This is a genomic window from Phenylobacterium sp. GW823-FHT02A09 (assembly GCF_058797775.1).
This window is the reverse complement of record NZ_JBXAJZ010000002.1, coordinates 787,327-813,942: the sequence shown is the minus strand read 5'-3', so window position 1 is coordinate 813,942 and position 26,616 is coordinate 787,327. Positions and strand designations below refer to the sequence as shown.

General features: G+C 69.7%; 32 protein-coding genes and 2 pseudogenes. 11 read left to right on the top strand and 23 right to left on the bottom strand.

The genetic code is table 11. From position 1 onward, the window contains the following. Positions 1-12: 12 nt before the first annotated feature. Entirely contained in the window at positions 13-1,158 is a 1,146-nt protein-coding gene (locus tag AC1Q87_RS11265; RefSeq protein WP_492609025.1) for a hypothetical protein, read from the top strand. A 135-nt stretch (positions 1,159-1,293) separates the two neighbouring features. On the opposite strand, the gene AC1Q87_RS11260 is transcribed toward AC1Q87_RS11265, so the two are convergent. From AC1Q87_RS11260 to AC1Q87_RS11235, 6 genes are read right to left on the bottom strand one after another with little or no spacing between them, the layout of a single operon-like run. After that, positions 1,294-1,620, bottom strand: a complete 327-nt coding sequence (locus AC1Q87_RS11260) for a phosphoribosyl-ATP diphosphatase (protein ID WP_492609024.1) — start codon at positions 1,618-1,620, stop codon at positions 1,294-1,296. Further along, entirely contained in the window at positions 1,617-2,384 is a 768-nt protein-coding gene (gene hisF / locus AC1Q87_RS11255) for an imidazole glycerol phosphate synthase subunit HisF (protein ID WP_492609023.1), read from the bottom strand. The genes AC1Q87_RS11260 and hisF overlap by 4 nt, the downstream gene beginning before the upstream one ends. Then, a complete protein-coding gene (gene hisA / locus AC1Q87_RS11250; RefSeq protein WP_492609276.1) occupies positions 2,384-3,106 on the bottom strand; it encodes a 1-(5-phosphoribosyl)-5-[(5-phosphoribosylamino)methylideneamino]imidazole-4-carboxamide isomerase in 723 nt (240 codons plus the stop codon). Before hisA ends, hisF begins: the two co-directional genes overlap by 1 nt. Continuing rightward, positions 3,103-3,735 (bottom strand): imidazole glycerol phosphate synthase subunit HisH, encoded by a 633-nt coding sequence (gene hisH, locus AC1Q87_RS11245; protein ID WP_492609022.1) that lies wholly within the window; start codon positions 3,733-3,735, stop codon positions 3,103-3,105. Before hisH ends, hisA begins: the two co-directional genes overlap by 4 nt. Positions 3,736-3,748: 13 nt before the next feature. Continuing rightward, on the bottom strand, positions 3,749-4,339 hold the full coding sequence (hisB, locus tag AC1Q87_RS11240; RefSeq protein WP_492609021.1) for an imidazoleglycerol-phosphate dehydratase HisB: 591 nt from the start codon (positions 4,337-4,339) through the stop codon (positions 3,749-3,751). A 3-nt stretch (positions 4,340-4,342) separates the two neighbouring features. After that, positions 4,343-5,332 (bottom strand): adenosine kinase, encoded by a 990-nt coding sequence (locus AC1Q87_RS11235; RefSeq protein ID WP_492609020.1) that lies wholly within the window; start codon positions 5,330-5,332, stop codon positions 4,343-4,345. 135 nt (positions 5,333-5,467) lie between these two features. Here AC1Q87_RS11235 and AC1Q87_RS11230 point away from each other — a divergent pair, with 135 nt between their 5' ends. Beyond that, a complete protein-coding gene (locus tag AC1Q87_RS11230; protein ID WP_492609019.1) occupies positions 5,468-5,743 on the top strand; it encodes a hypothetical protein in 276 nt (91 codons plus the stop codon). Between the two features lie 4 nt (positions 5,744-5,747). On the opposite strand, the gene AC1Q87_RS11225 is transcribed toward AC1Q87_RS11230, so the two are convergent. The 4 genes from AC1Q87_RS11225 to nth all read right to left on the bottom strand — a co-directional run bounded on the left by AC1Q87_RS11225 (position 5,748) and on the right by nth (position 9,666). Continuing rightward, complete coding sequence (locus AC1Q87_RS11225) at positions 5,748-7,706, bottom strand: transglycosylase domain-containing protein (protein ID WP_492609018.1); 1,959 nt, start codon at positions 7,704-7,706, stop codon at positions 5,748-5,750. 150 nt (positions 7,707-7,856) lie between these two features. Further along, a complete protein-coding gene (locus tag AC1Q87_RS11220; protein ID WP_267230951.1) occupies positions 7,857-7,982 on the bottom strand; it encodes a hypothetical protein in 126 nt (41 codons plus the stop codon). Positions 7,983-8,072: 90 nt separating this feature from the next. After that, a complete protein-coding gene (gene gcvA, locus AC1Q87_RS11215; RefSeq protein WP_492609017.1) occupies positions 8,073-8,984 on the bottom strand; it encodes a transcriptional regulator GcvA in 912 nt (303 codons plus the stop codon). 4 nt (positions 8,985-8,988) lie between these two features. Next, positions 8,989-9,666 (bottom strand): endonuclease III, encoded by a 678-nt coding sequence (nth, locus tag AC1Q87_RS11210; RefSeq protein ID WP_492609016.1) that lies wholly within the window; start codon positions 9,664-9,666, stop codon positions 8,989-8,991. Between the two features lie 140 nt (positions 9,667-9,806). On the opposite strand from nth, the gene AC1Q87_RS11205 reads away from it, so the two are divergent. Continuing rightward, positions 9,807-10,277, top strand: a complete 471-nt coding sequence (locus AC1Q87_RS11205; RefSeq protein WP_492609015.1) for a DUF2244 domain-containing protein — start codon at positions 9,807-9,809, stop codon at positions 10,275-10,277. Between the two features lie 4 nt (positions 10,278-10,281). On the opposite strand, the gene AC1Q87_RS11200 is transcribed toward AC1Q87_RS11205, so the two are convergent. From AC1Q87_RS11200 to hslV, 4 genes are all read right to left on the bottom strand, one after another. Then, positions 10,282-11,130: a hypothetical protein gene (locus tag AC1Q87_RS11200; protein ID WP_492609014.1), complete on the bottom strand. Its 849-nt coding sequence runs from the start codon at positions 11,128-11,130 to the stop codon at positions 10,282-10,284. A gap of 210 nt (positions 11,131-11,340) precedes the next feature. Then, the gene (gene hslU / locus AC1Q87_RS11195; RefSeq protein WP_492609013.1) at positions 11,341-12,645 is read right to left on the bottom strand and encodes an ATP-dependent protease ATPase subunit HslU; all 1,305 of its coding nucleotides are present in this window, start codon (positions 12,643-12,645) and stop codon (positions 11,341-11,343) included. Positions 12,646-12,659: 14 nt separating this feature from the next. Then, positions 12,660-13,451 (bottom strand): DUF4440 domain-containing protein, encoded by a 792-nt coding sequence (locus tag AC1Q87_RS11190; protein WP_492609012.1) that lies wholly within the window; start codon positions 13,449-13,451, stop codon positions 12,660-12,662. Positions 13,452-13,488: 37 nt separating this feature from the next. Then, on the bottom strand, positions 13,489-14,037 hold the full coding sequence (gene hslV, locus AC1Q87_RS11185) for an ATP-dependent protease subunit HslV (protein ID WP_492609011.1): 549 nt from the start codon (positions 14,035-14,037) through the stop codon (positions 13,489-13,491). A gap of 88 nt (positions 14,038-14,125) precedes the next feature. On the opposite strand from hslV, the gene AC1Q87_RS11180 reads away from it, so the two are divergent. Then, positions 14,126-14,878, top strand: coding sequence for a HesA/MoeB/ThiF family protein (locus AC1Q87_RS11180; protein ID WP_492609275.1), 753 nt, complete (start codon positions 14,126-14,128; stop codon positions 14,876-14,878). On the opposite strand, the gene AC1Q87_RS11175 is transcribed toward AC1Q87_RS11180, so the two are convergent. Beyond that, a complete protein-coding gene (locus AC1Q87_RS11175; protein ID WP_492609010.1) occupies positions 14,859-15,845 on the bottom strand; it encodes a 2-hydroxyacid dehydrogenase in 987 nt (328 codons plus the stop codon). The genes AC1Q87_RS11180 and AC1Q87_RS11175 overlap by 20 nt on opposite strands. A gap of 145 nt (positions 15,846-15,990) precedes the next feature. On the opposite strand from AC1Q87_RS11175, the gene AC1Q87_RS11170 reads away from it, so the two are divergent. From AC1Q87_RS11170 to AC1Q87_RS11150, 5 genes are all read left to right on the top strand, one after another. Beyond that, positions 15,991-16,494 carry an SH3 domain-containing protein gene (locus AC1Q87_RS11170; protein WP_492609009.1) on the top strand — a complete coding sequence of 168 codons (504 nt, stop codon included), beginning with the start codon at positions 15,991-15,993 and terminating at the stop codon, positions 16,492-16,494. A gap of 82 nt (positions 16,495-16,576) precedes the next feature. After that, entirely contained in the window at positions 16,577-17,104 is a 528-nt protein-coding gene (gene fabA, locus AC1Q87_RS11165; protein ID WP_183775527.1) for a 3-hydroxyacyl-[acyl-carrier-protein] dehydratase FabA, read from the top strand. Positions 17,105-17,121: 17 nt separating this feature from the next. Continuing rightward, complete coding sequence (fabB, locus tag AC1Q87_RS11160; RefSeq protein ID WP_492609008.1) at positions 17,122-18,333, top strand: beta-ketoacyl-ACP synthase I; 1,212 nt, start codon at positions 17,122-17,124, stop codon at positions 18,331-18,333. Positions 18,334-18,360: 27 nt separating this feature from the next. Continuing rightward, positions 18,361-18,543, top strand: coding sequence for a hypothetical protein (locus tag AC1Q87_RS11155; RefSeq protein WP_492609007.1), 183 nt, complete (start codon positions 18,361-18,363; stop codon positions 18,541-18,543). A 75-nt stretch (positions 18,544-18,618) separates the two neighbouring features. Then, entirely contained in the window at positions 18,619-19,434 is an 816-nt protein-coding gene (locus tag AC1Q87_RS11150; RefSeq protein WP_436059484.1) for an enoyl-ACP reductase FabI, read from the top strand. Between the two features lie 49 nt (positions 19,435-19,483). Here AC1Q87_RS11150 and AC1Q87_RS11145 read toward each other — a convergent pair whose 3' ends face one another. Continuing rightward, positions 19,484-20,227, bottom strand: coding sequence for an SDR family NAD(P)-dependent oxidoreductase (locus AC1Q87_RS11145; protein ID WP_492609006.1), 744 nt, complete (start codon positions 20,225-20,227; stop codon positions 19,484-19,486). Positions 20,228-20,330: 103 nt separating this feature from the next. On the opposite strand from AC1Q87_RS11145, the gene AC1Q87_RS11140 reads away from it, so the two are divergent. Further along, a complete protein-coding gene (locus tag AC1Q87_RS11140; RefSeq protein WP_492609005.1) occupies positions 20,331-20,936 on the top strand; it encodes a TetR/AcrR family transcriptional regulator in 606 nt (201 codons plus the stop codon). 4 nt (positions 20,937-20,940) lie between these two features. On the opposite strand, the pseudogene AC1Q87_RS11135 reads toward AC1Q87_RS11140, so the two are convergent. From AC1Q87_RS11135 to AC1Q87_RS11115, 5 genes and pseudogenes are all read right to left on the bottom strand, one after another. Then, a pseudogene (locus tag AC1Q87_RS11135) lies at positions 20,941-21,051 on the bottom strand (PEPxxWA-CTERM sorting domain-containing protein); the annotation flags it as partial. A 66-nt stretch (positions 21,052-21,117) separates the two neighbouring features. After that, positions 21,118-21,600: pseudogene (locus tag AC1Q87_RS11130) on the bottom strand (discoidin domain-containing protein); the annotation flags it as partial. Positions 21,601-21,692: 92 nt separating this feature from the next. Next, a complete protein-coding gene (locus tag AC1Q87_RS11125; protein WP_492609004.1) occupies positions 21,693-22,301 on the bottom strand; it encodes a TetR/AcrR family transcriptional regulator in 609 nt (202 codons plus the stop codon). Further along, entirely contained in the window at positions 22,301-23,917 is a 1,617-nt protein-coding gene (locus tag AC1Q87_RS11120; protein ID WP_492609003.1) for a DHA2 family efflux MFS transporter permease subunit, read from the bottom strand. The genes AC1Q87_RS11125 and AC1Q87_RS11120 overlap by 1 nt, the downstream gene beginning before the upstream one ends. Before the next feature lie 12 nt (positions 23,918-23,929). Then, the gene (locus AC1Q87_RS11115; RefSeq protein ID WP_492609002.1) at positions 23,930-25,030 is read right to left on the bottom strand and encodes an HlyD family secretion protein; all 1,101 of its coding nucleotides are present in this window, start codon (positions 25,028-25,030) and stop codon (positions 23,930-23,932) included. A 168-nt stretch (positions 25,031-25,198) separates the two neighbouring features. On the opposite strand from AC1Q87_RS11115, the gene AC1Q87_RS11110 reads away from it, so the two are divergent. Then, positions 25,199-25,615 carry an iron chaperone gene (locus tag AC1Q87_RS11110; protein WP_492609001.1) on the top strand — a complete coding sequence of 139 codons (417 nt, stop codon included), beginning with the start codon at positions 25,199-25,201 and terminating at the stop codon, positions 25,613-25,615. On the opposite strand, the gene AC1Q87_RS11105 is transcribed toward AC1Q87_RS11110, so the two are convergent. Together AC1Q87_RS11105 and AC1Q87_RS11100 are read right to left on the bottom strand one after the other, a co-directional pair. Then, the gene (locus AC1Q87_RS11105) at positions 25,607-26,350 is read right to left on the bottom strand and encodes an EcsC family protein (protein WP_492609000.1); all 744 of its coding nucleotides are present in this window, start codon (positions 26,348-26,350) and stop codon (positions 25,607-25,609) included. The genes AC1Q87_RS11110 and AC1Q87_RS11105 overlap by 9 nt on opposite strands. A 2-nt stretch (positions 26,351-26,352) precedes the next feature. Continuing rightward, positions 26,353-26,598 carry a helix-hairpin-helix domain-containing protein gene (locus tag AC1Q87_RS11100; protein WP_492608999.1) on the bottom strand — a complete coding sequence of 82 codons (246 nt, stop codon included), beginning with the start codon at positions 26,596-26,598 and terminating at the stop codon, positions 26,353-26,355. Positions 26,599-26,616: the final 18 nt, after the last annotated feature.

Below are 26,616 nucleotides of genomic sequence, written 5' to 3'. Positions count from 1 at the left end.
ACAACGGCTCGCATGATTGATCGCCGTGCTCTGCTCAGCGCCGCCGCCGTGTTGGCCCTCGCCCCCCTTCCAGCGCTCGCCGCGCCGCCGCGAACCCGCTGGAAGCTCGCCGCCAGCGAGGGCATGGACGCCATCGCCTTCCTGGGCCCGTTGTCGGGCAAGCCGTTCTATGCGCGCTTCTACGAGAGCGAGATGGCCGCCTTCAAACCCCGGCTGGCGCCGCGGGCGCTCGAGGCCCTGGCCGCGCTGCACGCCCGCGCCGACGCCGCCGGCGGCCTGCTGTGGCCGGGGTTGGCGCTGATCTTCTCGGGCGGGCCGACCGCGAGCGTGGACGACTTGCTGCGCAGCCTGGCCGACGCCGAGACGGTGCTGCGCCCGCCGCTGGCGGCCGGCGAGTACTGGGACGCCGAGGACTGGGATCGGTTCATCGCCGGGCGCGCCGAGCTTTCCCTGGTCCTGACGGCGTTGCGCGACGCCGACTTCGCAGGCTTCCGCCGGGGGCTGGCGCAGACGCAGTTCGAAACCCGGACCCGGGAGTTGCAGACCCTGCTCGGCGGCCTGGACGTCATCGCCGAGCAGGAGCGGTTGTTGGGCCGCAAGCTGGACCCCCTGATCGAGATCGAGCTCAGCTGGTTCTGCAAGCCGCATGGGGTGAAGGTGCAGGGCCAGCGGTTCCTGACCTTTGTCGGCGCTCGCGACCAGGTCGTGGTGCTGACCGCGGCGCACGAGATCCTGCACCCGCCGATCGACATGAAGGGGCCGGCGGCGAGCGCGGCGCTGGCGGTGCTGGCGCGGGACGACCTGTTCACCAGGATCCTGGCCGAGAAGGACAAGCAGACCGGTTACAACAGCCTCGACGGCATCCTCAACGAGGACACCGCCCAGGCGCTGGACCAGATCATCCAGGAGCGGCTCGGCTATGTGGCCCGGCCGGCCGCCGAGCGCTGGAGCCAGGGCGACCAGGGCATGCACGTGCTGGCGGCCGGGCTCTACGGCCTGCTGAAGGCCGACGGCTATGACAGGACCGGGGGCGACCTGGAGGCCTGGATGCTGGCGGCGGCGCGGGGCGGCAAGCTGGCGCCGGCCAGTCTGCACGCGGCGGCGGGCAAGGTGCTGGGCAAGCCGGCGGATGGGCTCTGGACGACGCCGAAGGCCTGAGGTCTTCCGATTGCTCCCCTTTTGGGGGAGCTGTCAGCCGAATGGCTGACTGAGGGGGACTTTGAAGTCAGGAGAGAGCAGTCCCCCTCCGTCTCGATGCTGCGCATCGATCCACCTCCCCCAGAGGGGGAGGAACTACTTCGGCCGCGACGCCTTTTCGGCCAGGCCGGAGGTTCCCTCGCGGGCTTCGAGCTTGGCGGCGACCTCGTCGAGGCTGACGCCGGCGCGGGCCAGCAGCACCAGCCAGTGATAGATCAGGTCGGCGCTTTCGGCGGCCAGGCCGTCCTGGTCGCCCTGGGCGGCGGCGATCACCGCCTCGACGGCTTCCTCGCCGAACTTCTTGGCCGCGCGCTCGACGCCGTCGCTGAGCAGCTTGGCGGTGTAGGAGCTGGACGGATCGGCGCCCTTGCGGGCTTCGATGGTCGCGGCGAGGCGCTCGAGGGTCTGCGAGAAGCGGCTCATGCGGCCTCCGTGATGCGGACCGGGATGTGGGCCTTGGCCATTTCGCGCTTCACCTCGGCGACCGAGACCTCGCCGAAATGGAAGATCGAGGCGGCGAGGACCGCGTCGGCCCCGCCCTGGGTCACCGCATCGACCATGTGTTGGGCGTTCCCGGCCCCGCCCGAGGCGATGACCGGGACGTTGACCGCGCTGGTCACCGCCTTCAACAAGTCGAGGTCGTAGCCGGTCTTGGCGCCGTCGCGGTCCATGGAGGTCAGCAGGATCTCCCCTGCCCCGCGCTTCACCGCGTTCGCCGCATACTCGACCACGTCGAGCCCGGTGTCGGTGCGGCCGCCATAGGTGAACACCTTCCAGCCGTCGGCGGTGCGCTTGGCGTCGATCGCGACGACCACGGCCTGCGAGCCGAAGGCGTCGGCGCAGGCGCTGATCAGGTCGGGGTTCTCGACCGCGGCGGTGTTGACGGAAATCTTGTCGGCGCCGGCCAGCAGCAGCCGGCGGGCGTCTTCGACCTGGCGGATGCCGCCGCCGACGCTGAGCGGCATGAAGCAGACGTCGGCGGTGCGGGCGATGACGTCGAGGATCGCGCCGCGCCGCTCGTGGCTGGCGGTGATGTCGAGGAACATCAGCTCGTCGGCGCCGGCGGCGTCATAGGCGGTGGCCTGTTCGACCGGGTCGCCGGCGTCGCGCAGCGAGACGAAGTTCACGCCCTTCACGACGCGGCCGTCCTTGACGTCCAGGCACGGAATGACGCGAACCTTGAGCATCAGGCGGAGACCTTGAGGGCTTCTTCCGGGTTGATCGCGCCGTTGTAGAGCGCGCGGCCGAGCACGGCCCCGGCGATCGGCACGCCCTTGCGGGCCTTGATCTTGACGATGTCGTCGATGGTGGCGAGGCCGCCGGCGGCGATGACCGGGATCGCCACGGCGTCGGCGATGGCGCCGAAGGCCTCGACGTTGAAGCCCATGACGGTGCCGTCGCGGTCGATGTCGGTGATGATCAGAGCGCCGACGCCGGCGTCCTCGAAGCGCTTGGCGACGGTGACGGCGTCGAGGTCGGAGCTCTCGGTCCAGCCCTGGGTCGCGACCTTGCCGGCGCGGACGTCGACCGAGACGGCGATCTGTTCGGGCCAGAGGCGGGCGGCCTCGCGGACGATCTCGGGTTCGGTCACCGCGACGGTGCCGAGGATGACGCGGCTCACGCCGGCTTCGATCCAGCGCTCGACGTCCTTCAGGCTGCGGATGCCGCCGCCCAGCTGGACCGGGATCGAGACCGCTTCGAGGATCGCCTCGACGGCCTTCTCATTCACGGCCTTGCCTTGCACCGCGCCGTTCAGGTCGACGACGTGGACCCAGTGGAAGCCGGCTTCGACGAAGCTGGCCGCCTGGGCGGCGGGTGAATTGTTGAACACCGTGGCGGTGTCGAGGTCGCCGTGCAGGACACGGACGCACTGGCCGTCTTTGAGGTCGATGGCCGGATAGAGGATCACGGTCGCCACTCCAGGAAACGCGCCAGCAGGGCGAGGCCGGCGCTTTGCGACTTTTCAGGGTGAAATTGTACGCCCGCGACATGGCCCTTGGCGACGGCGGCCGGGAAGCGGCCTCCATGGTCGACATAGGCGGCGACGTCGGCGGGATCGTTCGGGAAGAAGGCGAACGAATGGGTGAAGTACATGGGCGCCTCGCCGACGCCGGCGATCGGCGCGGGGCCGTGCGGGTCGATCAAGGTGTTCCAGCCCATGTGCGGGATCTTGGCGGCGGGGTCGGTCGGCTCCACGCGGCGGACGTCGCCCGGAATCCAGCCGAGGCCGGGGGTCTCGCCGAACTCCAGGCCGCGGGTGGCCAGCAACTGCATGCCGACGCAGACGCCCAGGAACGGGCGGCCCTTGACCTGGACAGCCTCGGTCATGGCCTCGATCAGGCCGGGACGCTCGGACAGGGCCTTCATGCACGCGGCGAAGGCGCCGACCCCGGGCAGCACCACCCGGTCGGCGGCCGCCACGGTTTCGGGATCGCTGGTGACGACGATCTGGCTCGTTCCCGCCGCAGCGCGGACGAGGGCCTTTTCGGCCGAGCGCAGGTTGCCCGACCCGTAGTCGATCAGGGCGACGCTCTGCATAGGGGATACTTTCCTACAGGACGCCCTTGGTCGACGGGGCGTGACCATGGGTCTTGGGGTCGAGTTCGACGGCTGCGCGCAGGGCGCGGCCCAGGGCCTTGAAGCCGCTTTCGGCGATGTGGTGGCTGTTGTCGCCGTAGAGCGTCTCCAGGTGCACGCAGGCGCCCAGGTTCATGGCGAAGGCCTGGTGGAATTCCTTGAACAGCTCGGTGTCGAAATCGCCGATCTTCGGGGTCTTGAACGCGACCTTCCAGATCAGATACGGGCGGTTGCAGAGGTCGAGGGCGCAGCGGGTCAGCGTCTCGTCCATCGGGACGTAGGCGTGGCCGAAGCGGTAGATGCCCTTGAAGCCGTCCAGCGCCTGGCGGATCGCCTGGCCGATGACGATGCCGGTGTCTTCCACGGTGTGGTGGAAGTCGATGTGCAGGTCGCCCTTGGTGCGGACATAGAGGTCGATCCCGCTGAAGCGTGCGAGACCGTCCAGCATGTGGTCGAAGAAACCGATGCCGGTCTCGACGTCGGCAACGCCGGAGCCGTCCAGATCCACGCGAACCGTGATCTGGGTCTCCTTGGTGTTGCGGACCACTTCCGCGGTGCGGGCCATCCGTTAGAGTCCTTTCGAAGCCGCGAGATCCTTGAGGCTGATCTGCGGCCGCGGGCCATAGTGCGAGATCACTTCGGCCGCCGCCAGCGAGCCGAGCTGGCCGCAGACATTGAGCGGCCGGCCGGTGGCGAGGCCGTACATGAACCCGGCTGCGTATTGGTCGCCCGCGCCCGTCGTGTCCACGACTTTCTCCACGGGGAACGCGGAAACTTCAAAGGTTTCGCCGCCGGCGGCGATGACCGAGCCCTGGGCGCTGCGGGTGACCGCGGCGATCTTGACCTTGGAGCGCAGCGCGTTGACCGCGGCGTCGAAGTCGTCGGTCTGGAACAGCGAGGTGACTTCGGTGGCGTTGGCGAACACCAGGTCGACCTGGGTCTCCAGGAAGCCGAGCAGGGCCTCGCGGTGGCGCTCGACCACGAAGCCGTCCGACAGGGTGATGGCGATCATCCGGCCGGCGGCGTGGGCCAGGCCGGCGGCCTTGGCGAAGGCGCGGCGCGCGGCCTCGGCGTCGAACAGGTAGCCTTCCAGGTAGACGATCTTGGCCGCCTCGATGACCGCCGCGTCGATGTCGCCGGAGGCGAACTCGGTCGAGGCGCCCAGGAAGGTCGACATGGTCCGCTCGCCGTCGGGCGTGACGTTGATCATCGACACCGCGGTGGCCTTGCCGTCCAGCAGCGGGGCGGTGTCGAAGTGGGCGCCGATGGCGCGCATGTCGTGGGTGAAGACCTTGCCGAGCTGGTCGTCGGCGACCTTGCCGAGGAAGGCGCCGCGGCCGCCGAACGAGGCGAGGCCCGCGACGGTGTTGGCGGCCGAGCCGCCGGAGGCTTCGACGCCGGCCTGCATGGCTGCGTAAAGCGCCGCGCTGCGCTGCTCGTCGACCAGCATCATGGCGCCCTTGTCCATGCCTTGCTGGGTGAGGAAGTCGTCGGTCGCCGGGGCGATCACGTCGACGATGGCGTTGCCGATGGCGGCGACGTCGTAGAGCTCGGTCATGCGGGGATGGTCGGCTTTCGCGGAAATCAGGCTCGCCTCCTACAGGGAAAGCCCTTTCGGAGCAACGCGGGCGGCGCATCGAGGGCAACCGCCGCCGGTCCCATGTGTTGATCCTGGGCACAACGGAGGACCGAAATGGCGATACTGAAGCGCGACAAACCCAAGACTGACGCTATCGGCTCGGGCGCGGCGGCGGCCGACGCCGCCGTCGAGGGTCGCCCGACGAAGGCCGACCACAGGAGCGAGGCCCCGCACGCCCGGCCCGCGACGCCGCTCGGCGACAACGAGAAACACGACCAGCTCGCCGAAAAGCAGAAGAACGCGGAGGACCGTCAGGAAGCGCTGCTGGACGAAGGCCTGGAGGAAAGCTTCCCGAGCAGCGACCCGGTGAGCGTCAAGCGCATCACCTGACCGGTCAGTAGGGAATTTCCGACCAGTCCGCCGGGGTCGGTTCGACCTCGGCGGGCCGGAGATCGGCGTCGTTGGCCATGGCGTTGCGACGCACCGGGCCGAAGGCGTCGCGCAGGGGGGCCGGCGGCGGGGGCTCTTCGACATAGAGCGGCGGCGGCAGCGCCGGGAACCAGCTGAACTCTAGGTCTGGCAGGCCTTGATGGGCGCCGGCCATGAAGTCGCGCCAGATGTGGGCCGGGACCTGGCCGCCGGTGATGCGGCCGGTCGGCCGGCTGTCGTCGTTGCCGACCCAGACCGCGCACAACCAGTCGGGGGTGAAGCCGACGAACCAGGCGTCGCGATGGTCCTGGCTGGTGCCGGTCTTGGCCGCGGCCAGCCGCCCGAACGCGGCCTCGCGGCCCGTGCCGGCGAGGATCACGCCGCGCATCATCTGCACCATCTGGGCGGCCTGATAGGTCGGATAGACCGGAACCGGGGCGCTTGGCGGGCGAATGAAGAGCAGCTTGCCGCGCGCGTCGGTGATCTTCGACACCAGGTAGGGCGAGGTCTTGCCGCCGCCGGTCTGCAGCACCTGGTAGGCCCCGGCCAGTTCCAGCGGGGTGACCTCGTAGGCCCCGAGCGCGATCGAGCCGCCGGGGTGCTCGGGGATGCCGGTCAGGCCGAAGCGGCGGGCCAGCGTGCTCACTTCGCCGAGCCCGGCCTCGCGGGCCAGTCGCACGGCGACGGTGTTGATCGAGAGCTGCAGGGCGCGCTGCACCGACACCTGGCCGTGATAGCCGCCGCCGTAGTTGCCGGGGCTCCAGCCGCCGATGCGGATCGGCGCGTCCTGGCGCCAGTCCATCGGCCGCACGCCGTGATCGAGCGCTGCGGCCCAGACGATCGGCTTGAAGGCCGAGCCCGGCTGGCGACGGGCCTGGGTGACGCGGTTGAACGGGCTGGCGGCGTGGTCGACGCCGCCGATCATGGCGCGGATCGCGCCGTCCGGGGTCAGGGCGACCAGGGCGGCCTGACGGGCGCCGCGGCGATAGCCCTCACGGGCCATGGTGCGGCGGACGATGTGGCCGGCGACAGCCTGGGCCTGGGGATCGACGGTCAGTTGGATGACCAGGTCCGGGGTCGCGCCGCCCAGCCGCTGGCGGGCCTCGGCGGCGGCGGCGTCGAACGCCCAGGCCATGTCGCCTTCGCCGTCTGCGGCCAGCCGGGCGAGGGGAGGGGGCGGACCGGCGGCGGTGCGCGCGGCCAGGGCCGGGTCGATCCAGGCCATGTCGCCCAACCGGCGCAGCACCACCTTGCCGCGGGCCCAGGCGGCCTCGGGGGCGTTGGCGGGGGACAGTCGCGAGGGCGCGCGGGGCAGGGCGGCCAGCACCGCGGCCTCGGCCAGGGTGAGGTCCTGCGGGGCCTTGCCGAAATAGGTCTCGGCCGCGGCCGACAAGCCATAGGCGCGGCCGCCGAAATAGATCCGGTTCAAGTAGAGCTCGAGCAGCTCGTCCTTGCTCATCATCCGCTCGAGCTGAGCGGCGAGCAGCACCTCCTGGATCTTGCGGCGCAGGGTCTGGTCAGGAGTCAGGAACAGGTTGCGGGCCAGCTGCTGGCTGATCGTCGAGCCGCCCTCGACGACGCCGCCGGCGCGGACGTTGACGCTGAGCGCCCGCAGCACGCCGCGCAGGTCCATCGCGCCATGCTGATAGAAGCGGCGGTCCTCGATGGCCAGGAACGCCAGGGGCACGTGCTGGGGCATTTGCGACAGGCGCGCGGGCGGACCGTGGCGCGGGCCGCGGCGGCCGACCACTTCGCCGTCGGGGCCCAGGAAGGTCAGGCCGGGCGGGCGGCCCATCGACCACAGCGCTTCCTTGTCCGGGACGACGGGCAGGTCCTGCAGGAAGGCGCGGTCGAAGGCGAACCAGCCGCCGAGGCCGAGATTGGCCAGGATCACCACCGTCAGGACGGCCGCACGCCAGTTCACCCGCGGAAGGCGCAGGCGCGGTCGTCGTCCTGAGATGGGTTCGGGCGGGGGCGGCACCCCCCGATCATTGCAAGCCGTGCGCCAGGAGTCTCGCCGTGCACGGGAGAAGGGGAGCGGGCCGGCTGGAGGAAGGGGGCCGGCCCGCGCTCGTCAGGCCGCGCCGATAAGCGCGATCACCGCGGGGGAGGCGATCACAGCGACGGCGAAGACGAGGATGATGTCGCGCAGCACGTCGGTGCGCGAAAATTCAATCGATTGAGGATAGGTGCAGGTCACGGGGAGGCTCCTACAGCGTCGGACGCCCCTAAATTCTCAGCTTTGCTGCGCTGCGACAAACGAGCTTAGCGCCAGTCAGGTGACTTCAAGTCAATCGATCTCGACGAGGCCGTCAGCCAGCGCCTGGTCCAGCAGCCAGCTGCGGAAGCGGCGGATGTTGGGTTGCTCGGCTTTTTCCGGCAGCGACAGCACCCAGTGGCTGAACGGGCTGGGCAGCGACAGGTCGAAAGGCTGCACCAGCCGGCCGTTGGCCAGGTCGTCGATCACCATGGCCTTGTGTGCGAAGGCGAGACCCCGGTCGGCCAGCGCCGCTTCGACCGCCAGGTAGGTGTTGGAGAACCGCGGTCCCGGGTTGGGATCGACCCGGTCGGCGCCGGCGGCGGCGAGCCAGTCCGCCCAGTCCGGCTCTTCCGGCAGCATCAGCACGTCGTGCAGCAGGGTGACGCCGCGCAGGTCGTTGGGGTGGTTGAAGGGGCCGTACTTCTCGACCAGGCCCGGGCTGCACACCGGCGTCATCAGGGTGTCGAACAGGTGGGTGACGTGCAGGCCGGGGTAGGGGCCACGCCCGAGCCGGATGGCCACGTCGATGTTCTCGCGCGCCAGGTCCGCGGCGTGGTCGGAGGCGGCGACAAGGATCTGCACTTCCGGATAGCGGCGCTGGAAGTCGTGCAGCCGCGGCACTAGCCAGCGGGCGGCGAGCGAGTGCAGCACCGTCACCACGAGCGGCGCGTCGCGCTTGGAGCGCACCGCATCGACCGCCGACTGGATGGTCGAGAGGCCCTGGCGCACGCCGACCGACAGCTGCTCGCCGGCCGCCGTCAGCCGCACGGCGCGGTTGAAGCGATCGAACAGCCGGGTCTCCAACTCGGCCTCGAGGCCCTTGATGTGGCGCGAGACGGCGCCCGGCGTGATCGCCAGCTCCTCGGCGGCGCTCAGGAAGCTGCCGTGGCGGGCGCAGGCCTCGAAGACCCGCAGGGCGTTGAGCGGCAGATGGTTGGCCATGGCGTCACGCCGCGCGGCTGAACAGGATCTTGGACGGGCAGAGGTCGGCCACCTGGCATTCCTCGCACTTGGGTCGGCGGGCGACGCAGGTGTAGCGGCCGTGCAGGATCAGCCAGTGATGGGCGCGGGTCAGGTAGGGCGCGGGGACCAGGGCCATGAGATCGGCCTCGACCTGGTCGGGGGTCTTGCCGGACGACAGCTTGAGCCGATGGGCGACGCGGAAGACGTGGGTGTCGACGGCGATGGCCGGTTCCACGCCCAGTTCGTTGAGCACGACGCTGGCGGTCTTTCGCCCGACGCCGGGCAGGGCCATCAGGTCGTCGCGGTTCAGCGGCACCTCGCCGCCGTGCTGCTCGACGATGATCCTGGCCGCGGCGATGACGTTCTTGGCCTTGGTGCGGAACAGTCCGATCGAGTTGATGTAGGGGATCAGGCCTTCCTCGCCGAGCGCCAGCATGTCCTCGGGGGTGTGGGCGACCGGGAACAGCTTGGCCGTCGCCTTGTTGACCCCGACGTCGGTGGCCTGGGCCGACAGCGCCACCGCCACGACTAGGGTGTAGGGGCTGTCGTAGTTGAGCTCGGTGCGCGGATCGTCGCTCAGCGACTCGAACCGGTGGAACAGTTCCTCGACGCGGGCTTTTTCCGCGGGCGAGACGCGCTTATTGGTGACGGGCTTGGCCATGGCGGGGCGAACATCGCCCGGCCGGGCCGCCTCGCCAAGGGGTGCGGGCTTTTCGCGTCCGTTTTCGGCTTCTTGGCGCGCGCGACGGGCGGCGGAACCGGTTTCCACTTCCGCCTGCCGCGCACTAGACTGCTCGCCCGATGGATGGCCTCGTCTACATGGACGCCGTGATCACCCCCAACCGCTCGCTGTCGCAGCGGGGGTTCGTGGTGCTGATCGGCATCGTCACGCTGTTCAACTGCGTGGCGGCCGGCGTGTTTCTGTCGATGGGCGCCACCTTCGTGCCGGTGTTCCTCGGGCTCGACGTGCTGGCCGTGATCGCCGCGTTCGCCGCCAGCTACGCCGCCGCCAAGAAGATCGAGCGGGTGCTGGTCACCGCGCGCGAGGTGCGGGTGGTGCGCGAGACGCCGAAGTCCTGCGAAGTCATCTGGGAAAGCCCGACCGCCTTCACCCGGGTGGCCCTGGAGATCGACGAGGACGACGTCGTCCATGGCGTGCGGGTGGCGATGTCCGGCCGCCACGCCTCGGTGGCGCAGGCGCTCAGCCCGGTCGAGCGGGCCGATTTCGCCCGCGCCCTGGAACGGGCGATCTACGACGCGCGGCGGGGGTGAGGCTTCAGGAAGGGCGCATACCCTTCATCTCCATGCCCTTGACGATGATCAGCTTTGCGAGGTTCGCGCCCGGCACCACGAAGTTCAGGGTCTCGGCCCCCACGTCGAGCAGGAAGCGCGGGTCCAGCGCCTTGCCCAGGTACTGCTCGAAGGTGGCGCCGCCGACCCGGGCCTCGCCTGTGACGGCGTCGAACTCGACGACCGCCTCCTTGTCGGCGCGGCGATAGCGGAAGGCGTGGATCGGCCGGTAGTAGAGATCGACAGCCTCGACCCGCACCAGCTCCTCGGTGACGGTATCGGCGTCGATCTTGCCGATCGCGGCGGCCACGACGTCGCGGACCACCATCGAGGCCTTGGCCTGGGGCGGCACGACGACCATGCCTTCGGCGGTGGCCTTGGCCAGTGTTTCGGCGTCGGTTTCGACCGCATCGTGCTGCAGGTAGCCAGCGAGGCCAGGCGCGACCTGCTTGCTCAGGCCGTCGACGAACACCTCGCGGCGGGCCTCTTCACGGCAGGATTCCAGGCCCTCGAGCAGGAACTGGCCGTTCACCGTGTCGAACGCCTTGCCGTCGAGGGTGACCTGGCGGACCTCGGGCCCGACCGCCACGGAATAGCTGCGCCGCCGCTCGTAGGCCGTGGCCGTGGAGACGGCGACGCGCCAGAACGGCTGTAGTCGCCGTTCACGATAGATCACCGCGAAGTCGTCGTCCTTGGGCTGGCTGAACAGACCGGTGACCCGGGCCAGGGCGCCGAACGCCTCGAGCCGCTTGGCCCAGGCGCGGCCCTCGGCGTGCTCCAGGCTGAAGCGGTCGGCGATGCGGAAGATGCGCTCTTCGGCGAGTTCGACCTGCATGCGGGGCCTCCCTGCGGCGTCGCGGGGATTGAGAGCCCAAGCCAGCGACCGGGCAAGGGGGTCAAGTCCTTGCCCGGCCTAGGGAAAACCCTGGGTCAGAGCCCTTCCCACTCACGATGGACCATCGTGAGTGGATAAGAAGGGCTCTGAACTCGGAGATACGACCCTGTTCATCCCGGCCGGCTTGATTCAAGCCAACCGGGACAGCGTCTAGAGTATGAAGCGGCTGAGATCGGTGTTCTGGGCCAGGCCCCCGACCCGTTCCGTCACATAGGCCGCGTCGATGTCGACCGTTTCGCCGTCGCGGTCGGAGGCGGTGTAGCTGATTTCTTCCAGCACCTTCTCCAGCACCGTCTGCAGCCGGCGGGCGCCGATGTTCTCGACGCTGCCGTTGACGGTCACCGCGGCGTCGGCCAGGGCGTCGATGGCGTCCTCGGTGAACTTCAGGGTGACGCCCTCGGTGGCGAGCAGGGCCTGGTGCTGGCGGATCAGGTTGGCTTCCGGCTCGGTCAGGATGCGGCGGAAGTCGTCACGGGTCAGGGCCTTCAGCTCGACGCGGATCGGCAGGCGGCCCTGGAGCTCGGGCAGCAGGTCCGAGGGCTTGGCGACGTGGAACGCGCCCGAGGCGATGAACAGGATGTGGTCGGTCTTCACCGGGCCGTACTTGGTCGAGACGGTGGTGCCCTCGATCAGCGGCAGCAGGTCGCGCTGCACGCCTTCGCGGCTGACGTCGGCGCCGGCGCGGTCACGGTTGGAGGCGACCTTGTCGATCTCGTCCAGGAACACGATGCCGTTGTTCTCGGCCAGCTCCAGGGCTTCCTGGGTCAGGGCCTCCTGGTCGAGCAGCTTGTCGCTTTCCTCGGCGATCAGCGGCGCGTGGGCGCCGGCGACGGTGGTCTTGTGGGTCTTGGTGCGGCCGCCGAAGGCCTTGCCCATCATCTCGCCGAGATTGAGCATGCCCATCTGGGCGCCGGGCTGGCCGGGGATGTCGAACATCGGCAGGCCGCCGCCGGAGTCGGCCAGGGTCAGCTCGACTTCCTTGTCGTTCAGTTCGCCGGCCCGCAGCTTCTTGCGGAAGCTTTCGCGGGCGGCGGTCGAGCCGGGGCCGGTCAGGGCGTCGAGGATGCGTTCCTCGGCGGCGGCCTCGGCGCGGGCGCGGACGCCGGCCCGGCGCTTGTCGCGGACCATGGCCATGGCGCTTTCGACCAGGTCGCGGACGATCTGCTCGACGTCGCGGCCGACATAGCCGACCTCGGTGAACTTGGTGGCCTCGACCTTCAGGAACGGGGCCTGGGCGAGCCGCGCCAGCCGGCGGGCGATCTCGGTCTTGCCGACGCCGGTCGGGCCGATCAGCAGGATGTTCTTGGGCGTCACCTCGTCGCGCAGGTCGGCCGGCACGCGGCGGCGGCGCCAGCGGTTGCGCAGGGCGACGGCGACGGCCTTCTTCGCGTCGGGGTGGCCGACGATGTAGCGGTCGAGCTCGGAGACGATCTCTCGGGGCGAAAACTCAGTCATGGGCCGCTAGATAGTCATGCGGGCGCGTCTGCGACAGGAAGAATCTGATCGAAGACCAAGCGCCAGCCTTCGGCGCGGCTCTGCCAGATGCGGACATAGTGCCCGCGGCGATCTTTCGGCCCCTCGGTCCAGCGCGCATCGCCATAGGTCCAGACCAGATCGCCGCCCGCCGAGGCGCGGCCGCCGAGCGGGGCGAAGGCGATGGCCGCGGGGCGCGCGGCCAGTTCCGCCTCCACCGCAGCCGGGGTCGTGGCCGGGACCGACGGCGATCCGGTGACGCGGGCGTCGGGGGCGAGGGCGGCGCGATAGGCGCCGGCGACGTCGCCGGTTGCGGTCCTGGCCAGGGCGGCCTCGGCGGCCTGCACGGCGCGCATCGCGGCGGCGGCGGTGGCCTGCGGTCCGGTGGCCGGCGCCAGATAGGCCGGGTCCGAGCCTTGCGGCGGCGCTGCGCCATGGGCGCTGGGCGAGCCGCCGTCATAGATCCACTTCCAGCCGCCGCCCTCCTGCCGGGCCCAGACGGTGAAGTACCAGCCGTTCTCCTTGCCGTCGAAGGTGCTGGGTCCGGTGGTGAAGCCGAGGTCGCCGGAGCGGGCGATCCCGGCCCACAGCGGCCACCAGACCAGCGGCGGGTGGGGCTTGTCGGGCCGCGGGCCATAGAGCTCGTGCGCCTTGACCGGATCGGGGGCGAACAGGATCGCGTCCGGCGTCGAGTGGGCCAGGAACGAGCGCTTGATCCCGTGGGCCAGACCGTCGGCCGCAAAGGCCCGCTCCGCGGCGACGACCGCGGAGGGATCAGGTTCGGCCATGACGGGGGTCGAGAGGAGAAGCGCAGCCAGGATCAGGCTACAGGCTTTCAACCGTCAGCTCTCCGTTGGTGTAGACGCAGATCTTGGCGGCGATGCCCATGGCCTTGCGGGCCACTTCCTCGGCCGAGAGCTCGCTGTCGACGAGGGCCAGGGCGGCGGCGAGCGCGTAGTTGCCGCCCGAGCCGATGGCCGCGACGCCGGTTTCAGGCTCCAGCACGTCGCCGACGCCGGTGACGGTGAAGATCGAGTCCTTGTCGGCGACCAGCAGCATGGCCTCCAGCCGGCGCAGGTAGCGGTCGGTGCGCCAGTCCTTGGCGAGGTCGACGCAGGCGCGGGCCAGCTGGTCGGGATACTGCTCGAGCTTGGCCTCGAGCCGCTCGATCAGGGTGAAGGCGTCGGCGGTGGCGCCGGCGAACCCGGCCAGCACCTTGCCGCCGGCCAGGGTGCGGACCTTGCGGGCGTTGCCCTTGACGACGGTCTGGCCCATGGAGACCTGGCCGTCGCCGGCGATCACGGTCTTGCCGCCCTTGCGCACCGCGAGGATGGTGGTGCCGTGCCAATCGGGGAAGTTCGAGCTTGTCGTCATGGCTCTCGATGTGGCCAGGGGGACGGGCGAGGTCAAGCGCGCTGCGACCTGGCCGGACGGCGAGGCGCTGAAACGTAACGAGGCGACGATGAGCTTCACCGACGACGAAGTCGAGCGATACGCCCGCCATCTGGTGCTGCGCGAGGTCGGCGGCCAGGGCCAGCAGCGGCTGAAGGCGGCCAGCGTGCTGATCGTCGGGGCCGGGGGCCTGGGCGCGCCGGCGGCGCTCTATCTGGCCGCGGCCGGGATCGGGCGGATCGTGCTGGCCGACGCCGACGTGGTCGATACGTCGAACCTGCAGCGCCAGGTGATCTTCCGCGACGCCGACGTCGGCCGCCGCAAGGTCGAGGCCGCCGCCGACCAGCTGCGGGCCCTGAACCCGCACGTGCATGTGGATTGCGCGCCGGTGCACGTCGAGCCGTGCAACATCGGGCCGCTGGTCTCCGGCGTCGACCTGGTGCTGGACGGCACCGACGACTTCGCCACCCGCTTTGCGGTCAACGCCGCCTGCGTGCACCACGAGCGGACGCTGGTGTCCGGCGCGATCGGCCGCTGGACCGGCCAGGTCGGGGTGTTCCGCGGCAGGCCCTGCTATCGCTGCCTGGTGCCGGAGGTCCCGCCCGAGGCCGAGACCTGCTCGGCGGTCGGGGTGGTCGGAGCGCTGGCCGGGGTGATCGGCTCGATGATGGCGCTGGAGACCGTCAAGCTGGTCGCCGGGGCCGGCGAGCCGCTGGCCGGCCGGCTGCTGATCTATGACGGGCTGTCGGGCGAGAGCCGCACCGTGCGGATCGGCGCGGACCCCGAATGCGAGGTCTGCGGGACTAGAGCATCGCCGGGATGACCCGGTCGGGCGGGCGGTGGCCGTCCATCCAGGTCTTCAGGTTGATGATCACTTTCTCGCCCATGTCGATGCGCGCCTCGACCGTGGCCGAGCCCAGGTGCGGCAGCAGCACGGCGTTCGGCTGGGTGAGCAGCTTGGGATTGATCGCCGGCTCGAACTCGAACACGTCCAGGCCCGCCCCGGCGACGGCGCCGGCGGCCAGCAGGTCGGCCAGCGCGCCCTCGTCGATGATGCCGCCGCGGGCGGTGTTGACCACCACGGCGTGCGGCTGCAGCAGCTTCAGCCGCCGCGCCGACAGCAGGTGATAGGTCGCCGGCGTGTGCGGGCAGTTGACCGAGATGATGTCCATGCGGGCCAGCATCTGGTCGAGGCTCTCCCAGTAGGTGGCCTCCAGCTCCTCGGCGATCACATGGCTGACCGGCTTGCGGTTGTGGTAGTGGATCTGCATGCCGAAGGCCTTGGCGCGGCGCGCCACCGCCTGGCCGATGCGGCCCATGCCGATGATCCCCAGCCGCTTGCCGTTGACCCGCCGGCCCATCATCCAGGTCGGGGTCCAGCCGGTGAACTCGCCGGCCTGCACGACGTTGGCGCCCTCCACGATCCGGCGCGAGACGGCCATGATCAGCGCCATGGTCAGGTCGGCGGTGTCCTCGGTCAGCACCCCGGGGGTGTTGGTGACGGCGATGCCGCGCTCGTTGGCGGCGACCACGTCGATGTGATCGACGCCGGCGCCGAAGTTGGCGATCAGCTTCAGCTTGTCGCCGGCCGCGGCGATCAGGTCGGCGTCGATGTGGTCGGTGATGGTCGGGACGATGGCGTCGGCCCGCTGCACCGCCTTGATCAGCGCTTCACGGTCGAGCGGTACGTCGTCGAGGTTCAGCTCGGTGTCGAACAGCTCCCGCATCCGGGTCTCTACCGGGTCGGGGAGGCGGCGGGTGACGATGACTTTGGGTTTTCGAGCGGCCATGGCGTTTGAAAGGAATCTTTAACTGCGCGTGGCGCGCCTTGCGTTGTGACGAAGAACCTCTAGCAAAGCCCCCATGGACGGCCAAGGCGAGCGACGTACCTTTGGACTGCGGAAGCGCGTAACGCCCGTTTTTTTGACGGCCGCGTTGATTTTGGCCGCCCTGACGCCTGCCGCCCAGGCGGCGCCGCGCCAGACGCCGTCCGGCCAGCCGGTGCCGCGTTACGTCTCGCTGAAGTTCGACAAAGTCTATGCGCGGGCCGGGCCGGGGGAAGATCACAAGCTTTTGTGGGTCTACCAAGCCAAGGGCCTGCCGGTGCAGGTGATCGCCGAGAACACCGAGTGGCGGCGGATCTGCGATCCCGACGGCGGGATGGCCTGGGTGCACCGCCGGCTGACCAGCGGCGAGTCCACGGTCATGCGGGTCAAGCCCACGCGTCTGGCCTTGCACAAGAAGCCGCGGGCCGAGGCCGAGATCACCGCCTACATGAACCCGCGTTCGGTCGCCGAACTGGTCAAGGCGTGCGAAGACGGCTGGTGCCGGGTGCGCAGCGACGGGGTCTCCGGGTGGGCCCAGGCGGGCGAACTGTGGGGAACTTCCGACGCGATCCAGTGTAAAGTGCGCCGTCCCGGCGCCGCGCGCAGCCGTTGAGCCTGCCGCGCGGCTCTGCTAGGGCCTGAAATTCACGATTCCCGAGGCTCGGAAAAACGGGCCGCCGCCAAGAAAGCCAAGCATGATCCAGGGCGCCAAGGCCAAGGACCACTACAATCTCGAAGAGCTGCTGGCCTGCGGCCGAGGCGAGATGTTCGGCCCGGGCAACGCCCAGCTGCCGGTGCCTCCGATGCTGATGTTCGATCGCATCGTGAAGATCACCGAAGACGGCGGCGCGCACGGCAAGGGCTATCTGGAAGCCGAGCTGGATATCAATCCGGACCTCTGGTTCTTCCAGTGCCACTTCATCAACGACCCGGTGATGCCGGGCTGCCTGGGCCTGGACGCCATGTGGCAGCTGGTCGGCTTCTTCCTCGGCTGGTCGGGCGCGCCCGGCAAGGGCCGCGCCCTGGGCGTCGGCGAGGTGAAGTTCACCGGCCAGGTGACCCCGAAGGTCAAGAAACTGGTCTACAAGATCGACCTCAAGCGCGTGATCATCCGCAAGCTGGTCATGGGCATCGGCGACGGCGTGCTCGAGGCCGACGGCAAGGTGATCTACGAAGCCAAGGACCTGCGCGTCGGCCTGTTCGACGCCAAGGACCTGGTCTGAGAGCACAGGCAAGACACATGCGTCGCGTCGTCATCACCGGCATCGGTATCGTCTCGTCCATTGGCGCTGACGCCAATGCAGTCCTGGCTTCGCTGCGCGAGGCCAAGTCCGGCATCAGCTTCTCGCCCGAGTACGCCGAGCTGGGCTTCCGCTCGCAGGTCCACGCCGATCCCGGCCTTGACTGGGAAAAGCTGGTCGACCGGCGCGCGGCGCGGTTCCTGGCCCAGGGCACGGCCTTCGGCCACATCGCCATGGAACAGGCGATCGCCGACGCCGGCCTCGAGGAGGCCGAGGTCTCCCACGAGCGCACCGGCCTGATCGTCGGCTCCGGCGGGCCGTCGACCAAGGCGATCATCGAGGCGGCCCACACCGCCAAGGAACGCGGCCCCAAGCGGGTCGGCCCGTTTGCGGTGCCCAAGGCGATGAGCTCGGGCGCCTCGGCGACCCTGGCCACCTGGTTCAAGATCAAGGGCCTGAACTTCTCGATCTCGTCGGCCTGCGCCACCTCCACCCACTGCATCGGCTCGGGCTACGAGCAGATCCTCATGGGCAAGCAGGACGTGGTGTTCGCCGGCGGCACCGAAGAGCTGGACTGGTCGCTGAGCGTGCTGTTCGACGCCATGGGCGCGATGAGCTCGAACTTCAACGACCGGCCGGCGACCGCCAGCCGCGCCTACGACAAGGACCGCGACGGCTTTGTGATCGCCGGCGGCGCCGGCATCGTCGTGCTGGAAGAGTACGAGCGCGCCAAGGCCCGCGGAGCCAAGATCTACGGCGAGATCGTCGGCTACGCGGCCAATTCGGACGGCTTCGACATGGTCGCCCCGTCCGGCGAGGGCGCGGTGCGCTGCATGCGCCTGGCGATGGCCGATCTCGGCGGCCGCAAGATCGATTACCTGAACCCGCACGGCACCTCGACCCCGGTCGGGGACTCCAAGGAAATGGGCGCGGTGCGCGAGGTGTTCGGCGCGAACGTGCCGCTGATCTCGTCGACCAAGTCGCTGACCGGCCACAGCCTGGGCGCGGCCGGCGCGCAGGAGGCGATCTACAGCCTGCTGATGCTCAACAACGGCTTTGCGGCCGAGAGCGCTCATATCGAGACCCTCGACCCCGAGTTCGCCGACCTGCCGATCCTGCGCGAGCGCAAGGACGTGCAGCTGGAGACCGTGATGTCGAACTCGTTCGGCTTCGGCGGCACCAACGGCTGCCTGGTTATGGCGCGGGTCTAGGCCATGCGGAAAGTCGTGGGGCGGTCGTTGATCGCCCTTGGCGCCGCCTTGCTCATCGCGCCGCTGGCGATCTGGGTCGGCCGCGGATTGAGCGGCTCGACCCAGCTGCTGGCGGTCGCGCCCAGCACGCTGATCGTGATCGCGGCGGTCTATACCGCCCTTTGTTGCGCCCTGGTCGCCGGGGGCGTCCTGCTGTCCCGCTCGGGCTGACCCCGCGGCGAAGCCGCTTGCGCAGGCTCGCGCAGCCGTCCAAAAACCCACACGACAATTCGCGAGGAGACGCGCATGGCCAAGGATGGCTGGGATCTGCCGAAGGGCGATCTGATGAAGGGCAAGAAGGGCGTGGTGATCGGCATCGCCAACCACGACTCGATCGCCTGGGGCATCGCCTCGCAGCTGGCGGCGCAAGGCGCCGAGATGGCGTTCTTCCACCTGCCGGGCATGGAGCGCCGCGTGCAGCCGCTCGCCGAGAGCGTCGGCGTCAAGACGGTCGTGCCGGTCGACGTGACCCAGGACGACCAGATGGACGCCGCCTTCGAGGCCGTGAAGCAGGCGTTCGGGACCATCGACTTCTTCGTGCATGCGATCGCCTACGCGCCGCGCGACCAGATCAAGGGCTCGTTCGTCGACAACGCCACGCGGGAAGGTTTCCTGCAGGCGATGGACATCTCCGCCTACAGCTTCGTCGACTGCGCGCGCCGGGCTGAGAAGCTGATGCCGAACGGCGGGTCGATCATCTGCCTGACCTACATGGGGTCGGAGCGGGCGATCCCGAACTACAACACCATGGGCGTGGCCAAGGCGGCGCTGGAAGCGGCGACCCGCTACGTGGCCCGCGACCTCGGCCCCAAGGGCATCCGCGTCAATGCGCTGTCGCCGGGAGCGATGCGCACCCTTTCCCTGGCCGGGATTTCCGGCGGAAAGGGCATGCTGGCCAAGGGCCGCGACCTTTCGGCCCTGAAGGAAGACACCTCGATGGAAGGCGTCGCGGGCGCCGCCCTGTGGCTGCTGTCGGATCTTGGTCGTTCGACCACCGGCGAGCTGATCCACGTGGACGCCGGCTTCCACATGATGGGCTTCACGGAAGACGAAGAGGGCTGAGGCCCGCGTCGAGACGGGGGACTGCTGACCTCAGCAATCCCCCTCAGGCCTAGGCGTTGGCACCGCCGTCGATGACGAAGCCGGCGCCGTTGGCGAAGCGGCTTTCCGGACTGGCCAGCCAGGCGACCGCGCTGGCGATGTCTTCCGGCTTTCCGTATTCGGGAATGGGCATGCGCGCCCGCTGCGGATCGGCGCCGGGGCCGGCGGCCGGGTTCATGTCGGTATCGGTCGAGCCCGGGTGCACCAGGTTCACGGTGACGCCCTTGGGCCCCAGGTCGTGGGCCAGACCTTTGGTGAAGCTCAGCAGCGCCGACTTGGTCATCGCGTAGAGGGTGATGCCGGCCATCGGCACCCGCTCGGCCAGGTTCGAGCCGATGTTGATGATCCGCCCGCCCTTGGGCAGGTGCGCGGCCGCGGCCTGGGCGGCGACGATCACCCCGCGCACGTTCACCGCCAGCAGCTGGTCGATGTCTTCGAGCGTCCAGCCTTCGACCGGCCCGACGCCGCGGGCGATCCCGGCGTTGTTCACCAGGATGTCCAGCCCGCCCAGCTCGGCGGCAGCGCGGTCGACCGCGGCCTTGACCGCCGCGGGGTCGGCGCTGTCGGCCAGGATCGCCAGACCCTTGCGGCCCAAGGCCTCGATCTGCGCGACGAGGGCCTGCGCCTTGTCGGCCGAGCGTTCGTAGGTGACGGCGACGTCGGCGCCTTCGCGCGCCAGGCGCAGGGCGATGGCGGCGCCGATGCCACGGCTGGCGCCGGTGACCAGGGCGCGCTTTCCGGAGAGGTTCGACACGTGTTTGCTCCATTTCTGTGTCGTTCGATACAGAAAGCAGATGGTCGGCTTGCCCGGTCCCGTCAAGGGATTTATATATCGGTCGATACAGAAAGGTTGAGCCATGGCCGAACGCGGCCGACCCCGCAGTTTCGATCGCGACGCCGCCCTGACCCGGGCCATGGAAGTGTTCTGGGTCAAGGGTTACGAGGGCGCGTCGATCAGCGACCTCACCGAGGCGATGGGCATCGGCTCGCCCAGCCTCTACGCAGCCTTCGGCTCGAAGGAGGCGCTGTTCCGCGAGGCGGTCGAGCTCTACGGCCGCACCGAAGGGCCGCAGATCTGGGACGTCGTCGACAACGCGCCTGATGCGCGCTCGGCCGTGGCGGGTTTTCTGACCGCCACCGCACATTCCTTCTCAAGGCCGGGCAAGCCGCGCGGCTGCATGGTCGTGCTCTCGCAGCTCAACACGACCGAGGCCAGCGCCAGCGTCTGCGCCGCCCTGCGCGAGAACCGGGCCCAGGGCCAGTCGGGGCTGGAGGCGCGCCTGCGCCGCGCCGTCGAGGATGGCGAGTTGGCCCCGGGCGTCGATGTCGGGGCGCTGGCGGCGTTCTACCTGACCGTCCAGCAGGGCATGTCGATCCAGGCCCGCGACGGGGCCTCGGAAGAAAAGCTGCTCAGCGTGGCCAAGGGCGCGATGGCGGCCTGGGAGCCGCTCACCGCGCCCTGACCCGTCAGGCGAACTGCTGGCCGCGGCGGCGGGCCGAGCGCAGGGCGGTTCCGGCCAGGCCGAAGCCGGTGATCATCATCGCCCAGGTCGCCGGTTCCGGCACGGCCGAGCCGGTGAAGCGCACTTCCGACAGGCCGATCGGGGCGTAGCCGTAGGTCTCCGGATACTTCTGGTGATTGCCGTCCAGCGCGATCTGGATGTAGCGCGCCGCGCCGCCGAAGCCGAAGGTCTCGGCCGCCAGCGCCTTGCCGGTCCCGCGCGCCAGTTCGCCGGACAGCACCTGGGTGTAGCTCACGCCGTCGGTCGAGATCGAGATCTTGAAGGCCTTGGAGGCGCGGTCGAGGGTCGAGGCGAACTCTTCGACGCCGAAGTTGTAGTTCCAGATGTCGGCGCCCGAGAGCTTGTAGGTCTGGCCGAGGTCGAAGGTCAGGGTGGCGGCCGACACGCCGAGGTCGGTCATCCACATGTTGGCGTAGTCGGCGTCGTGCAGGCCGCCCGACAGGCCGCTGCCGTCGATCAGGTTCTCGGCGTTGTAGGTCCCCCAGAACGGGAAGGTGTTGGTGGCGGTGACGCCGACCGGGGTGATGGTGGTCGCGGCGGCGGCGGGAAGCGCGAGCGAGCCGGCGGCGACGAGGGCGGCGAGGCCCAGGGATTTGGCGAACATGGTTACCCTCGAGTTAAAGACTGAAGGGCTGATCGCGCACGCGCATGGCGCCCGCATCATCGTTCGGTGAAGGTTGTGCGGCGCCGGCGGTTCTAGGCTGAATAGGCCCGCATGAAACGCGCGGCGGCCTCGCCGGCGACCCGGTCGATCTCGGCGGCCGAGAACTGGCGTTCGACCCCCAGCAGCTGGGCGATCTGGTGGCCGCCGATCACCATGCTGGCGAAGAACTCGGCGGCCAGGACCGGATCGTCGACCGCCATGCGGCCGTTCTCGGTCTCCATGGCCAGGAACTCGGCCAGCCGGCGGCGCGAGGTGGCGGGGCCGGCCTCGAAGAAGGCGCGCGCCAGGTCCGGTTGCTCCGCCGCGCTCTCGACGGTCATGCGCAGCATCGAGGTCCCGCGCACGTTCAGCACCGCGGTCAGCATCGAGCGGCCGAGCGCGGCCAGCGCCTCCTGCGGATGGTCGACGGCTTCGGGCATCAGCAGCGGGGCGGTGATCTCGGCCACCCGACGATCGACGATGGCGCGGATCAGCTCGGGCTTGGAGCCGTAGTGGTTGTAGATCGTCTGTTTGGAGACGCGCGCGCGCCGGGCGATCTCTTCCATCGAGGCGGCCAGGCCCCGCTCGCCGAACACCTCGGCGGCGGCGTCGAGAATAGCCTCGGTCTTGGCGAGGTCGATCTGGCCGGGCGCGCGGGGCATCAGTGACCCCCGCCGCCGCTGGACGGCGGAGCCTTGCCCGGCGTGGCCAGGAAGCCAAGCAGCGCGGCGAAAGCGCAGCCGAGCGCCAGGAAGTAGAAGCCGTCCGCGAAGCCGAGCACGGCGGCGTCGCGGCGCAGGGCCATGCCCAGGAACTTGCGGGCCGCGCCCTCGGGATCGGCCAGACCCTGGGCTTCCATCATCGAGGTCAGGCCGGCCAGCATCTCCTGGCCCTGCAGATTGGCCACGGTCATCGCCGCCGACAGCTCCGACAGATGCGCGGCGGTCTGATCGCTGAGGATGGTGGTCAGCACCGCCAGCCCGATGGCGCCGCCGACGTTGCGGATCAGGTTCACCAGTCCCGAGGCGTCCTTCATCATCGAGACCGGCAGGGTGGAGACCGACAGCGCCTGGGCGGCGATCATCGCGATCATCACCCCAAAGCCGCGGATCGCCTGCAGGGCCGCGAACTCCCAGAAGCCCCACTCGGCGGTGACCTTGACGCCCAGCCCCACCCCGTAGGCGGCCAGGGCGAAGCCGGCGACCAGCGAGATCCGCGGGTCCATCAGCCGCACGACGCGGCCGACGATCGGGGCGCTGAGGAACATGGTCAGGCCCGAGACCAGCATCGTGGTGCCGACCTCCGCCGCCGAATACTGGCGGATCTGCCCGAGGAACAGCGGCAGGATGAAGGTGCCGCCGAACAGGCTCATCCCGGAGACCGCGTTCATCAGGAAGCCGAGGGTGAAATTGCGGTCGGTGAAGGGCTTCAGCGAGACGATCGGCTGCTTGTAGGTGAGCTGGCGCCAGATGAAGACGGCGCCGGTGATCACCGCGGTCACGGTCAGCCAGAGGATCAGGTCGTCCTCGAACCAGCCCTCGCTCGAGCCCTCCTCGAAGACGTACTGCATCGAGAGCAGGAACACCGTCATCGTGAACAGGCCGAACCAGTCGATGCCCTTGGCCAGCGACGGGTCGCCCTTGTCGAAGTCGCCGTAACGGCCGACCAGGAACATCACCAGCAGGCCGGGCGGGACGTTGACGAAGAACAGCCAGCGCCAGTTCAGCGCCTCGGTCAGGTGCCCGCCCAGGGTCGGGCCGATGGTCGGCGCCAGGGTGACGATCAGCCCGACGGTGACGTTGGCCATCACCCGCTTCTCGGGCGGGAACACCGTCATGGCGGTGGCGAACACGGCCGGGATCATCGCCCCGGCGGCCAGGCCCTGCAGCGCGCGCGTGGCGATCATCATCTCGATGCTGGTCGACAGCCCGGTCATGATCGAGGTGACGATGAAGGCGGCGGCGGCGAACACGTAGACCGGCCGCGTGCCCCACATCTTGGTCAGGTAGGCGGTGAGCGGAATGATCACCACCTCGGCCAGCAGATAGATGGTCTGCACCCAGCTGATCTCGTCGGCGCTGGCGCCGACGCCGGCCTGAATCTGGCTGAGCGAGGAGGCGACGATCTGGATGTCGAGGGTGGCCATGAACTGGCCGACCACCATCCCGCCGAAGCCGAGGAAGATCTTGACCCAGTCGACCTCGCCCGACGCGGTCACGTGACCGCCCGGCGTGGCCGGCGGCGCGCCCGGCTTCGGGTCGATGGCGGCGTCGCTCACGGCGGCGGCCTCTTAGCGGGCGACGCCGCGCCGGGCGTATTCGGCCGAGGGCGTGGCTTCGGCGAAGCTCGGGCCGGTGTCGGCGGTGACGTCGACCTTGACCTCGACCGAGAGGCCGGGACGCAGGGCGCCGGCCAGCGGCGACTTCGGATCGACGGCGATCTTCACCGGCAGCCGCTGGGCGATCTTGGTGAAGTTGCCGACCGCGTTCTCGACCGGGATCAGCGCGAACTCCGAACCGGTGGCCGGGGCGAAGCTGTCGATCTTGCCCTTGATCTCCTGCTTGCCGAAGGCGTCGGCCTTGATGGTCACCGGCTGGCCGATCTTCAGGCGGGCGACCTGGGTCTCCTTGAAGTTGGCGACCACATAGGCCTGGCCGAGCGGCACCACGGTCATCAGCGAGGAGCCGGGACGCACGTACTGGCCGGTGCGCACGGCGCGGGCGCCGACGACGCCGGAGGCCGGGGCCTTGATCTCGGCGCGGTCGAGGTCGATGCGCGCCTGCTCGACGGCGGCGCGGGCGGCGTTGGCCTGGGCGACGGTCTGGTCGCGGGCCGAGCCGAGGCTGTCGGCGCTGCGGCGCTCGGCCTCCAGCGTGGCCTTGGCCTGGTCGACGCTGGCGGCGGCCTGGCTGGCGGCGGCGCGGGCCGACTGGGCGCGTTGCGGCGAGACCCAGCCCTGGCCGGCCAGGGTTCCGTAGCGGGCGAGTTCGGCCTGGGCGAGCTGGGACTCGGCGTGGGCCGAGGCGACCCCGGCCGCCTTCTGGGCGATCATCGCCTGTTCCAGCCGGGCCTTGTCGTCGACCGCGCGGACGGCGGCGTCCAGCGCCGCGGCGTTGGCCTCGGCCTTGGCCAGCGCCGCCTTGAGCGGAGCGGTGTCGAGGCGGACCAGCACCTGGCCGGCCTGGACGTGCTGGTTGTCGGCCACCAGCACCTCGGCGACGTAGCCGTCGACTTGCGGGGCGACGGTGACCTTGTCGGCCTGGATGAAGGCGTTGTCGGTGGCTTCGAACTTCTGCTTGTTCATCCACCAGGCGCCGCCGCCGATCACGAGGCCGACCGCGACGACCCCGCCGACGGCGAGGGGCACGAACTTCTTGGGCAAAATCGCCATGTGGAGCGCCTGAAAATCGAAAAGTGGACGCAGTAGTCCAATCAAGACCGAAGTAGGGCGAGTTCGGATCGGCCGCAATGGGTAAAATGGACGAATGCGTCCAGAAATCACGCGCGGGACGGAAGGCCGCAGGCGAGCGCGCAATGCACGCCCGCTTCCCAGGATCGCTTGATCCAGCCGCTCGGCCGACCGAGACTGAGCTCGCAGTCACGCCAGCGGAAGCCTGTCCTGACCATGGTTGCGGATCACGACGCCTACATCGCCGAGGCCCCTGAGAGCCTTCGCCCGCTCCTGCTTGGGCTGCGTTCGGCGTTGGCGCGTGCGCTGCCGGACGCCGAAGAGGTCATCGCCTACAAGATGCCGGGGTTCAGGCTCGGGCAGTCCGTCGTTGCGGGCTACGCGGCGTTCAGCAAGCAGTGCGGTCTCTATCTGTCGGCTTCCGCCATCGCCGAGCACAGCGACGACATCGCCGCCGCCGGGCTCAAGTCCACCAAGACGGGGGTCACGTTCTCGCCGAGCCGGCCCATCCCCGACGCGCTCGTCGAGAAGCTCGCCAGGGCGTCTCTGCAGCAGCTTTCAGCCTAGGCGGCGCATGCGATAGGCATTGATCGCCATGTCGCCGACCCGCTGGGTCAGCCGCCAATTGACGACCGCGCCGATGGGGGCGCCGACGATCGGGATCAGCTGGGCCATCTTGGCCAGGTCGATGTAGTCCCGGTACTCCTGCTGGAAGCGGCGCCAGTCGAAGTCGTCCAGGTGCTCGGGGTGGGCGCGGGCGTCCCAGTTCTCCATCGACCGGAACACCTCGGCGCGGTGCGCGGCCGAGGAGAAGGCCAGCTGGAAGATGTGCAGCAGGTAGAGCCGTTCGGAGAAGTCCTTCCCCGACTTGCCGTAGATCGCCATCAGGTCGAACAACAGCTTGAGCTTGATGGTGATGAGCGCCGGGAAGTCGGCGACCGCCAGCCAGAACCCGCCGGCCCCGGCGACGCCGCCCTCGACCGCCGCGGTGGTGCGATAGGCTCCGATGGCGGTGATCGCCCGGGCGTCGCGGACCGCCAGCGGGGCGTCGCGCAAGGGCGCGGCGGTGACCACGTTGGAGCCGGTCAGGATCGCCCGGGTCATCTGCTCGATGACCGCGGTGGCGGTCTTGTGCACCTGTTCGGGAATGACGCTGTTGATCTTCTGCTGGACGCCGCGGGTGGTCTTATCGAGCAGGTTGGGCGACTTCAGCATCTCCGTCCGCCAGCGGGCGACCTCGAGGCGCGCCCAAGCCTCGTAGTCGGTCTCCGAGGCGCCGAACGGTGGATCGGCCTTGGCCATTTCTAGGCGTCCGCCGTGCGCGCGCGGGCCGCCTCGATGGCGGCGGCGATCGCCCCGCGCGCCTGCGGGCTGTTGCGCCAGCAGGTCGAGCCGACCAGGGCCGAGGCCGCCGCGCAGACCGCGCCGGCGTCCTGGCGCGCCAGGGCGGCGAGATCCTCGATCCCGACCTGCTCCAGACGTTGCACCACGGTCGGGCCGACGCCCTTCACGGCCAACAGGACCGCGCGTTCCTCGGCGGAGAAAGCCATCGCACATCCTCGGTTAGC